Annotated in this window: 10 protein-coding genes and 1 tRNA gene; 10 read left to right on the top strand and 1 reads right to left on the bottom strand. The window is 55.8% G+C overall.

Annotated elements, in window-relative coordinates; genetic code table 11:
• The first annotated feature begins 101 nt into the window (after positions 1-101).
• Positions 102-176 (top strand) — tRNA-Gln (locus INF73_RS20350).
• Between the two features lie 108 nt (positions 177-284).
• Here INF73_RS20350 and ubiF read toward each other — a convergent pair.
• On the bottom strand, positions 285-1,460 hold the full coding sequence (ubiF, locus tag INF73_RS20345; protein WP_047363671.1) for a 3-demethoxyubiquinol 3-hydroxylase: 1,176 nt from the start codon (positions 1,458-1,460) through the stop codon (positions 285-287).
• A 135-nt stretch (positions 1,461-1,595) separates the two neighbouring features.
• Between ubiF and miaB the strand changes: the two genes are divergently transcribed.
• The 9 genes from miaB to INF73_RS20300 all read left to right on the top strand — a co-directional run bounded on the left by miaB (position 1,596) and on the right by INF73_RS20300 (position 10,758).
• Positions 1,596-3,020, top strand: a complete 1,425-nt coding sequence (gene miaB, locus INF73_RS20340; protein WP_028012350.1) for a tRNA (N6-isopentenyl adenosine(37)-C2)-methylthiotransferase MiaB — start codon at positions 1,596-1,598, stop codon at positions 3,018-3,020.
• Between the two features lie 163 nt (positions 3,021-3,183).
• Positions 3,184-4,230 (top strand): PhoH family protein, encoded by a 1,047-nt coding sequence (locus INF73_RS20335; RefSeq protein WP_028012349.1) that lies wholly within the window; start codon positions 3,184-3,186, stop codon positions 4,228-4,230.
• Entirely contained in the window at positions 4,227-4,694 is a 468-nt protein-coding gene (ybeY, locus tag INF73_RS20330) for an rRNA maturation RNase YbeY (RefSeq protein ID WP_003858677.1), read from the top strand. The genes INF73_RS20335 and ybeY overlap by 4 nt, the downstream gene beginning before the upstream one ends.
• An 84-nt stretch (positions 4,695-4,778) precedes the next feature.
• Positions 4,779-5,657, top strand: coding sequence for a CNNM family magnesium/cobalt transport protein CorC (corC, locus tag INF73_RS20325; protein WP_021242574.1), 879 nt, complete (start codon positions 4,779-4,781; stop codon positions 5,655-5,657).
• 5 nt (positions 5,658-5,662) lie between these two features.
• Positions 5,663-7,201 (top strand): apolipoprotein N-acyltransferase, encoded by a 1,539-nt coding sequence (lnt, locus tag INF73_RS20320; RefSeq protein WP_136486368.1) that lies wholly within the window; start codon positions 5,663-5,665, stop codon positions 7,199-7,201.
• 355 nt (positions 7,202-7,556) lie between these two features.
• Entirely contained in the window at positions 7,557-8,462 is a 906-nt protein-coding gene (locus tag INF73_RS20315) for an amino acid ABC transporter substrate-binding protein (RefSeq protein ID WP_014831086.1), read from the top strand.
• Between the two features lie 156 nt (positions 8,463-8,618).
• Complete coding sequence (locus INF73_RS20310; protein WP_028012347.1) at positions 8,619-9,359, top strand: amino acid ABC transporter permease; 741 nt, start codon at positions 8,619-8,621, stop codon at positions 9,357-9,359.
• A complete protein-coding gene (gene gltK, locus INF73_RS20305) occupies positions 9,359-10,033 on the top strand; it encodes a glutamate/aspartate ABC transporter permease GltK (protein ID WP_028012346.1) in 675 nt (224 codons plus the stop codon). Before INF73_RS20310 ends, gltK begins: the two co-directional genes overlap by 1 nt.
• Positions 10,033-10,758: an amino acid ABC transporter ATP-binding protein gene (locus INF73_RS20300; protein WP_014883001.1), complete on the top strand. Its 726-nt coding sequence runs from the start codon at positions 10,033-10,035 to the stop codon at positions 10,756-10,758. Before gltK ends, INF73_RS20300 begins: the two co-directional genes overlap by 1 nt.
• Positions 10,759-10,852 lie beyond the last annotated feature (94 nt).

Raw genomic sequence — 10,852 nt, 5'->3', positions numbered from 1 at the left:
GCCAAGCGGTAAGGCACCGGATTCTGATTCCGGCATTCCGAGGTTCGAATCCTCGTACCCCAGCCAATTTAAAAGTCGTTAAGCAGTCTGTTTAACGCAATTGGGGTGTCGCCAAGCGGTAAGGCTCTGGTTTCTGATACCAGCATTCCGGGGTTCGAATCCCTGCACCCCAGCCACTTAAAACAAACAAGCCCGCTCTGCGGGCTTTTTTGTTTTTGTTGCTCAGAATAGTGCGGCCTGATGCTCTCACCCTACCCCTCTCCCACGGGGAGAGGGAATTAAGATTAGAGTCCGAGGGCGTATTTCAGCGCCTGACGCTTCAGCCCACCGGCACGCTCTGCCGCCATTAAGCCAATGTTACGCAGAATGCGCACCGGGGCCAGATCATTGCTGAAACCGGCATAGAACAGATCCATCCCTGACTGCATGATGAAGTTATCCGCCATACGGCGCGTCTGGTAGCGCTTCAGTACCTGATGGCTGGCCCAGGCTTCCGCGTGAGCGCGTGCGTTGCCCAGCACGTCCAGTAACGCATCGACGTCACGGTATCCAAGATTGACTCCCTGCCCCGCCAGCGGGTGGATAGTGTGTGCCGCATCGCCCACCAGCGCCAGCCCTTCTCGGGCATACTGTAAAGCATGACGGCGTGTGAGCGGGAATGCACCTGCGGTGACTGGCGTCACGTTGCCAAGGCGGCTCGGGAAGTGAAGCAGGATCTCGCGCTGCAGCTGCTCCATCGACAGCCCCTGCAGCTGGCGAATGCGCGCCGGTTTGTCGTACCACACCAGCGAAGCCCAGTTATCAAACAGCGGCAAGAATGCATGCGGGCCGTTCGGCGTAAAGTGCTGCCAGGTGCTTTCGCCCGGAGCATTCTCACACTGAACGGTGATTAACATGCAGGATTGCTGATATTGCCAGGCATGAACCCCAATACCCGCCATCTCCCTGACCTGCGAGTTAGCGCCATCGGCCCCGACGACCAGCTTCACGGCCAGTTCATCGCCGCTGTCGAGCGTCAGCAAATAGCCGCTTTCATGAGGATGCAGTGCCTTAAGTGACGCAGGCATACGCAGCGTCACCTTCGGATGTGCCTCCAGCGCCTGCCAGAGCGCCAGCTGGAGCACGTTGTTTTCCACCATATAGCCCAGGCGCGGCAGCTTCAGCTCGGCGGCGTCAAACGACACGTGGGCATTTTCCCACTCCCAGGTTTCAAGGCGGCTGTAAGGGTGCGCGCGCATCGCCTGCACCGCCTCCCAGACGCCCAGGCCGCGCAGCAGATCGACGGACGCCGCGCTGATGGCGGAAATGCGCACGTCCGGTTTGCTGGCGGGATCGAATGCCGGGGGAGCCGCCTGTTCAATAACGGTTACATCAAATCCCTGCTGCGCCAGCCCCAGCGCCAGCGCGCCGCCGACCATACCGCCGCCGACAACGGCAACTTCGGTGTGTTGGAGTGTCATGGTCAATTTTCCTTATTGGAGAATCCCTTAAGTTTACCGGATTTTTGCGGTCCTGAGACACACAACCTTCATACTGGTCACAACCCCACCAAAGCATTACAATACGCGGCTTGCAATCCTGAGCTGAGCAAGTCGATGACTAAAAAACTCCATATAAAAACCTGGGGCTGTCAGATGAACGAATACGATTCATCCAAGATGGCCGATCTGCTGGATACCACCCACGGATACCAGCTGACTGAAAATGCGAAAGAAGCCGATGTGCTGCTGCTGAACACCTGTTCAATTCGTGAAAAAGCACAGGAAAAAGTCTTTCATGTGTTAGGCCGCTGGAAGCTTCTTAAACGGAAAAATCCGGACCTGATCATTGGCGTCGGTGGCTGCGTCGCGTCGCAGGAAGGTAAGCTGATCCGCCAGAGAGCCCCGTATGTGGATATCGTCTTTGGTCCTCAGACCCTGCACCGCCTGCCGGAGATGATCAATCAGGTTCGCGGTAACCGTAGCCCGGTCGTTGACGTCAGCTTCCCGGAGATCGAGAAATTTGACCGTCTGCCAGAGCCGCGCGCCGATGGCCCGACCGCCTTCGTCTCGATCATGGAAGGCTGCAACAAATACTGTACCTACTGCGTGGTGCCTTACACCCGCGGTGAAGAGGTCAGCCGCCCGGCGGACGACATTCTGTTTGAAATTGCCCAGCTTGCCGCGCAGGGCGTTCGCGAAGTGAACCTGCTGGGCCAGAACGTTAACGCCTGGCGCGGCGAGAACTACGACGGCACCACCGGCAGCTTTGCCGAACTGCTGCGCCTGGTGGCCGCGATTGACGGCATTGACCGTATTCGCTTTACCACCAGCCATCCGATGGAGTTTACCGACGACATCATTGACGTGTATCGCGATACGCCAGAGCTGGTGAGCTTCCTGCACCTGCCGATTCAGTGCGGCTCTGACCGCGTGCTGAACCTGATGGGCCGCCCGCATACGGTGCTGGAGTACAAATCCACCATCCGCAAGCTGCGCGAAGCGCGCCCGGATATCCAGATTAGCTCTGACTTTATCGTCGGCTTCCCAGGCGAAACCGCTGATGACTTCGAGCGCACCATGAAGCTCATCGGTGAAGTGAACTTTGACGTCAGCTACAGCTTCATCTTCTCAGCGCGTCCTGGCACGCCTGCGGCCGACATGGTTGATGACGTGCCGGAAGAAGAGAAAAAGCAGCGTCTGTATATTCTTCAGGAACGCATCAACCAGCAGGCCAACGCCTGGAGCCGCCGCATGCTCGGAACCGTCCAGCGCATTCTGGTGGAAGGCACCTCCCGCAAGAGCATCATGGAGCTGTCCGGTCGTACCGAGAACAACCGCGTGGTGAACTTCGAAGGCACCCCGGACATGATCGGTAAGTTTGTGGACGTCGAAATTGTCGAAGTGCTGACCAACTCGCTGCGCGCGAAGGTGGTACGCACCGAGGACGAAATGGGCCTGCGTATCGCAGAGTCACCGGAATCCGTTATTTCTCGTACCCGCAAAGAAAACGATTCTGGCGTTGGGATTTACCAGCCTTGATCCTTCAGGCCTGCCTCTTCGGCAGGCCTTGTATTTCCTCTCATCACCCCCAATATCTACCGCAACGCTTGCGCCTTTATTCTGTGGCGTGAATAATTTCGGTAATGACCGTTCTATTGCGCCGTGTGGCAGCGGGTCAGTTAACCAATTAAAGAGGAACAGTTTGAACATAGATACGCGTGAAATTAGCCTTGAGCCCGCAGACAACGCTCGCCTGCTGAGCCTGTGCGGGCCGTTTGATGACAACATCAAACAACTGGAGCGACGTCTGGGTATCGAAATCAATCGTCGCGATAACCATTTCAAACTCACCGGACGCCCTATCTGCGTCAACGCGGCAGCAGATATTCTGCGCAGCCTGTATGTCGATACCGCCCCGATGCGCGGCGAAATTCAGGATATCGAGCCGGAACAGATCCACCTCGCCATTAAAGAGGCGCGCGTGCTTGAGCAGAGCGCGGAAAGCGTGCCGGACTACGGCAAGGCGATCAATATCAAGACCAAGCGTGGCGTCATCAAGCCGCGTACGCCGAACCAGGCGCAGTACATCGCCAACATTCTTGACCATGACATCACCTTCGGCGTGGGTCCCGCGGGTACAGGTAAAACCTATCTGGCGGTTGCCGCTGCGGTGGATGCGCTGGAGCGTCAGGAGATCCGTCGTATCCTGCTGACCCGCCCCGCCGTTGAAGCGGGTGAAAAACTCGGCTTCCTGCCCGGCGATCTGAGCCAGAAGGTCGACCCTTACCTGCGCCCGCTGTACGACGCGCTGTTCGAGATGCTCGGCTTCGAGAAAGTGGAGAAGCTGATCGAACGTAACGTGATCGAAGTGGCCCCGCTCGCCTACATGCGCGGCCGTACGCTCAACGATGCGTTCATCATTCTCGATGAAAGCCAGAACACCACCATCGAACAGATGAAAATGTTCCTGACGCGTATCGGCTTCAACTCGAAAGCGGTGATCACCGGTGACGTCACCCAGATCGACCTGCCGCGCAGCACTAAATCAGGCCTGCGCCACGCCATTGAGGTGCTGTCAGAGGTAGACGAAATTAGCTTTAACTTCTTCCACAGTGAAGACGTCGTTCGCCACCCGGTGGTCGCGCGCATCGTTAACGCCTATGAAGCCTGGGAAGAGGCGGATCAAAAACGCAGGGCCGAACAGGCCGCGGAACGTAAGCGCGAAGCGCAGGAGCAAGAACAGAAATGAGTCAGGTGATCCTCGATTTACAGCTGGCATGTGAAGACAATTCCGGCATGCCAGAAGAGGCACAGTTTCAGAAATGGCTGGATGCGGTAATCCCCCAGTTTCAGGAAGAATCAGAAGTCACGATTCGCCTGGTGGATGAAGCGGAAAGCCATGAGCTTAACCTGACCTACCGCGGGAAAGATAAGCCAACCAACGTGCTCTCTTTCCCGTTCGAAGCGCCGCCGGGTATTGAAATGCCGCTGCTGGGCGATCTGATCATCTGCCGTCAGGTGGTTGAGCAGGAAGCCAAAGAGCAGCAGAAACCGCTGGAAGCCCACTGGGCGCATATGGTGGTACACGGCAGCCTGCACCTGCTGGGCTACGACCACATTGAAGATGACGAAGCGGAAGAGATGGAGTCCCTTGAGACAGAGATAATGCTTGCTCTGGGCTATGAGGATCCGTACATTGCCGAGAAAGAATAGTCAGTTACTGACTACCATGCCGCCGCGCAGGGACATAGCGCGGCGGTTAACATTGAACTAACAAGAGAACCCTTAACAAACGCCATGAGCGACGACAATTCACACAGTAGCGACACGACAACCAGTAAAAAGGGATTTTTCTCCCTCATTCTGAACCAGCTTTTCCACGGCGAGCCGAAAAACCGTGATGAACTGCTGGAGCTGATTCGTGATTCCGGGCAGAACGACCTTATCGACGAAGATACGCGCGAAATGCTCGAAGGGGTCATGGACATTGCCGACCAGCGCGTCCGCGACATCATGATCCCCCGCTCGCAGATGATCACCCTGAAACGTAACCAGACGCTGGACGAGTGCCTTGATGTGATCATCGAATCCGCCCACTCGCGTTTCCCGGTCATCAGCGAAGATAAAGATCACATCGAAGGGATTTTGATGGCCAAAGATCTGCTGCCGTTTATGCGCAGCGATGCCGAAGCCTTCAGCATGGAAAAAGTGTTACGCCAGGCCGTGGTCGTGCCGGAAAGTAAACGTGTGGATCGAATGCTGAAAGAGTTTCGCTCTCAGCGTTACCACATGGCGATTGTTATTGATGAATTCGGCGGTGTCTCAGGTCTTGTCACGATCGAAGATATTCTTGAGCTGATCGTGGGCGAAATCGAAGACGAGTACGACGAAGAAGAAGATATCGACTTCCGTCAGCTTAGCCGACACACCTGGACCGTGCGCGCGCTGGCCTCGATTGAAGATTTCAACGACGCCTTCGGTACCCACTTCAGCGATGAAGAGGTCGATACCATTGGCGGGCTGGTGATGCAGGCCTTTGGCCATCTTCCGGCGCGCGGTGAGACCGTTGACATCGACGGTTACCAGTTCAAAGTGGCAATGGCCGACAGCCGACGTATTATACAGGTTCACGTCAGAACGCCGGACGATTCACCGGTGCCAAAACTGGAAGATTAATGTAAATGGCATTTGCCCCATTGCTTGAACGCCAGCGCGTCCGTTTGCTGCTGGCGCTGATACTCGGAGCCAGCGGTACGCTGGCTTTTTCTCCTTACGATATCTGGCCCGCGGCCATTCTCTCCCTGATGGGGCTTCAGGGGTTAACCCTGAATCGTCGTCCGGTACAGGCCGCTGCGATCGGCTACTTCTGGGGGCTGGGGCTATTTGGCTCCGGCATTAACTGGGTCTACGTCAGCATCGCACAATTTGGCGGGATGCCGGGGCCGGTTAACGTCTTCCTGGTCGTTCTGCTCGCCGCCTATCTCTCGCTCTATACCGGTCTGTTCGCCGGGATTCTCTCTCGCCTGTGGCCTAAAACCACCTGGCTGCGTGTCGCCATTGCCGCGCCGGTGGTCTGGCAGATTACCGAGTTCCTCCGCGGCTGGGTGCTGACCGGCTTCCCGTGGCTGCAGTTCGGCTACAGCCAGATTGACGGCCCGCTGAAAGGTCTGGCACCGGTAATGGGCGTTGAAGCCATTAACTTCCTGCTGATGGTGGTGAGCGGCCTGCTGGTACTGGCGCTGGTCACGCGCGGCTGGAAGCCGCTGGCTGTGGCGCTGGTGCTGTTCGCCCTGCCCTTCCCGTTGCGCTATATCCAGTGGTTCACGCCCGAGCCCGAGCGCGCCATGCAGGTTTCCATGGTGCAAGGGAATATCCCGCAGTCCATGAAGTGGGACGAAAAAGAGCTGCTGAACACGCTGAAGATCTACGCCAACGCCACCGAAGAGGTGATGGGCAAATCGCAGCTGATTATCTGGCCAGAATCCGCTATTCCCGATCTGGAAATTAACCAGCAGCCGTTCCTCAACATGATGAACGATCTGCTGGTGGCGCGCGGCAGCACCCTGATTACCGGCATTGTTGATGCGCGCCTGAATCAGCAGAACCGCTACGACACCTACAACACCATTATTACGCTCGGCAAAGACAGTGAATACAGCTACCACTCCACCGACCGGTACAACAAGAACCACCTTGTGCCGTTCGGTGAATTTGTGCCGCTGGAGTCTATTTTACGTCCGCTGGCACCGTTCTTTGACCTGCCGATGTCCTCCTTCAGCCGCGGTCCGTACGTTCAGCCCCAGCTTCACGCGCACGGTCTGGCCCTGACGGCCGCCATCTGCTACGAAATCATCCTCGGCGAGCAGGTGCGCGATAACTTCCGCCCGGACACCGACTATCTGCTGACCATCTCCAATGATGCGTGGTTCGGTAAATCAATCGGCCCGTGGCAGCACTTCCAGATGGCACGCATGCGTTCTCTGGAGCTGGCGCGTCCGCTGCTGCGTAGCACCAATAACGGCATCACCGCCGTGATTGGCCCGCAGGGCGAAATCCAGGCCATGATCCCGCAGTTCACCCGTGAAGTGCTGACAACCAAAGTCACGCCAACCACGGGCCTGACGCCGTATGCCCGCACCGGCAACTGGCCGCTGTGGATCCTGACCGCGCTGTTCGGCTTTGGCGCCGTGCTGATGAGCCTGCGTCAGCGTCATAAATAATCTTGCCTTCTGATGCCGGGTGGCGGCTGCGCCTTACCCGGCAATTTCCTCCCAATCTTCAATTCTGGCACGCCTGTTGCTTTATTTATTCACGTAAACGCTGTCTGGCTTAACGTGCAACCTTGTCGCACCAGTGTAGATCGTCGCTAGCACCGAAACGGTGCAACGGGAGATTATTGCCTCTGAATGGTGCGGCGCGCTTCGCAAAAATAAACAATAACGCAGCAAAATCTTTACATTAAGCCAGACTAAATGTTAACAAGCTTGCATAACACTGCACTCGCATTGCGCGAGATATAACAACATCACAATGGGTATCTATGCGTCACTGGCGCTGATAAGAAAGGAGTTGGGTATGCAATTACGTAAACTGGCCACAGCAATGCTGGTTATGGGAATGTCCGCAGGCGTGGTTCACGCTGAAGACGCTCCGGCAGCAGGCAGCACTCTCGACAAGATTGCCAAAAACGGCGTCATCGTGGTCGGCCACCGTGAATCTTCCGTCCCGTTCTCTTACTACGACAACACGCAAAAAGTCGTGGGCTATTCACAGGATTACTCCAACGCTATCGTTGAAGCTGTGAAGAAAAAGCTGAACAAACCTGACCTGCAGGTGAAGCTGATCCCAATCACTTCACAGAACCGTATTCCGCTGCTGCAAAACGGCACCTTTGACTTCGAGTGTGGTTCCACCACCAACAACCTCGAGCGTCAAAAACAGGCGGCCTTCTCTGACACCATCTTTGTCGTGGGCACCCGTCTGCTGACCAAGAAGGGCGGCGCAATCAAAGATTTTGCGGACCTGAAAGGCAAGGCGGTCGTTGTGACCTCCGGTACCACTTCTGAAGTCCTGCTGCACAAGCTGAACGACGAGAAGAAAATGGATATGCGCATCATCAGCGCGAAAGACCATGGCGACTCCTTCCGTACGCTGGAAAGCGGTCGTGCCGTCGCGTTTATGATGGATGACGCCCTGCTGGCGGGCGAACGTGCGAAGGCGAAGAAACCAGACAACTGGGATATCGTCGGTACCGCGCAGTCCAAAGAAGCCTACGGCTGTATGCTGCGTAAAGACGATCCGCAGTTCAAAAAGCTGATCGATGACACTATCGCCCAGGTGCAGACCTCCGGCGAAGCGGAAAAATGGTTCGACAAGTGGTTTAAGAACCCGATTCCACCAAAAAATCTCAATATGAACTTTGAACTGTCTGACGACATGAAAGCGCTGTTCAAATCTCCAAATGACAAGGCTCTTAACTAATTAGAACAACAGGGGCGGGATCTCCTGCCCTCTCGATTGTCGGGAAGCATGGACAGACATATACGCTGAGTGGTCGTTCCCCACTCAGCGCGAAAAAAGAGCTTCTCACCAATCTTCGAGGGTAGCGCTGCTACCCTCTTTTTTCTGGAGTTTATTATGTCAATAGACTGGAACTGGGGCATCTTCCTGCAACAAGCCCCGTTCGGCAACACCACCTATCTTGGCTGGCTGTGGAGCGGCTTTCAGGTTACCGTGGCATTATCGATAACGGCGTGGATCATCGCGTTTCTTGTCGGTTCGCTGTTCGGTATTCTGCGCACCGTCCCTAACCGTTTTCTTTCAACAATTGGCACACTGTATGTGGAACTGTTCCGTAACGTTCCGCTCATCGTGCAGTTCTTTACCTGGTATCTGGTCATCCCGGAACTGCTGCCGGAAAATATTGGCATGTGGTTCAAGTCGGAGCTGGATCCCAACGTGCAGTTCTTTGTCTCCTCCATGATGTGTCTGGGGCTGTTTACCGCTGCGCGCGTTTGCGAGCAGGTGCGTGCCGCCATTCAGTCATTGCCACGCGGACAAAAAAATGCGGGCCTGGCGATGGGCCTGACCCTGCCACAAACCTACCGCTACGTGCTGCTGCCTAACGCCTACCGCGTTATCGTTCCACCGATGACCTCTGAGATGATGAACCTGGTGAAAAACTCGGCCATCGCCTCAACCATCGGCCTGGTGGATATGGCTGCACAGGCGGGCAAGCTGCTGGATTACTCCGCTCACGCGTGGGAATCCTTCACCGCGATCACGCTCGCGTATGTTCTGATTAACGCTTTCATCATGCTGGTGATGAACCTGGTTGAACGCAAAGTACGCCTGCCGGGCAATCTGGGAGGCAAATAATGTACGAATTTGACTGGAGTTCTATTGTTCCATCCATGCCTTACCTGCTCGATGGCCTGGTGATTACCCTAAAGATCACCGCGATCGCTATCGTCGTGGGTATCGTCTGGGGCACCCTGCTGGCCGTCATGCGCCTGTCGAGCTTTAAGCCGCTCGCCTGGTTTGCGACTGCCTACGTTAACGTCTTCCGCTCCATCCCGCTGGTGATGGTGCTGCTGTGGTTTTACCTGATTGTTCCAGGCTTCTTACAGAATGTGCTGGGACTGTCGCCGAAAACCGACATCCGCCTGATCTCTGCGATGGTGGCGTTCTCGATGTTTGAGGCCGCTTACTATTCAGAGATTATCCGTGCGGGTATCCAGAGTATCTCCCGTGGGCAGTCCAGCGCCGCGCTGGCGCTGGGAATGACGCACTGGCAGTCCATGCAGCTCATCATTCTGCCTCAGGCGTTTCGCGCCATGGTTCCGCTCCTGCTGACCCAGGGTATCGTGCTGTTCCAGGATACCTCTCTGGTTTACGTTCTGAGTCTGGCGGACTTCTTCCGTACCGCGTCGACCATAGGTGAACGTGATGGTACGCAGGTCGAGATGGTGCTCTTCGCGGGTGCGGTCTATTTTGTGATTAGTTTAAGCGCGTCGCTGTTGGTCAGCTGGCTGAAGAAAAGGACGGTATAATGATTTCCCTGAAAAATGTTTCTAAATGGTATGGGCACTTTCAGGTGCTGACCGACTGCTCCACCGAAGTCAAAAAAGGCGATGTGGTGGTGGTGTGCGGGCCGTCCGGTTCCGGTAAGTCTACGCTGATCAAAACGGTTAATGGTCTGGAGCCTGTGCAGCAGGGCGAAATTGTTGTTAACGGCACGAAAGTGAACGACAAGAAAACCAACCTGGCCCAGCTTCGCTCTCACGTCGGCATGGTGTTCCAGCATTTTGAGCTGTTCCCTCATCTGTCCATTATTGAGAACCTGACGCTGGCTCAGGTCAAAGTGCTCAAGCGTGATAAAAAAGCGTCGCGCGAAAAGGGGCTCAAGCTTCTGGAGCGCGTGGGGCTTTCTGCACATGCCGATAAGTTCCCGGCACAGCTTTCCGGCGGCCAGCAGCAGCGTGTGGCGATTGCGCGCGCGCTGTGCATGGATCCGGTGGCGATGCTGTTCGATGAGCCCACGTCAGCGCTCGATCCTGAAATGATCAACGAAGTGCTGGACGTGATGGTCGAGCTGGCGCACGAAGGGATGACCATGATGGTGGTGACGCACGAAATGGGCTTCGCCCGTAAAGTGGCCAACCGCGTGATCTTCATGGACGAAGGGAAAATTGTCGAAGACTCACCGAAAGAAGAGTTCTTCGCCAACCCGAAATCCGAACGCGCCAAAGATTTCCTCGCGAAAATTCTGCACTAATCTTCTCGGTGCGCAATCTGCGGATTGCGCACTGCTTCACGCTTTAGATCTCTTTTTCTATTCGGCGTCACATCGCAGCGTTAACCTTGTCACA

Source organism: Enterobacter cloacae complex sp. P6RS (assembly GCF_014982245.1).
In the GTDB taxonomy this organism is placed as follows: Bacteria; Pseudomonadota; Gammaproteobacteria; order Enterobacterales; family Enterobacteriaceae; genus Enterobacter; species Enterobacter bugandensis.
This window is presented reverse-complemented; position numbering and strand designations above follow the sequence as displayed.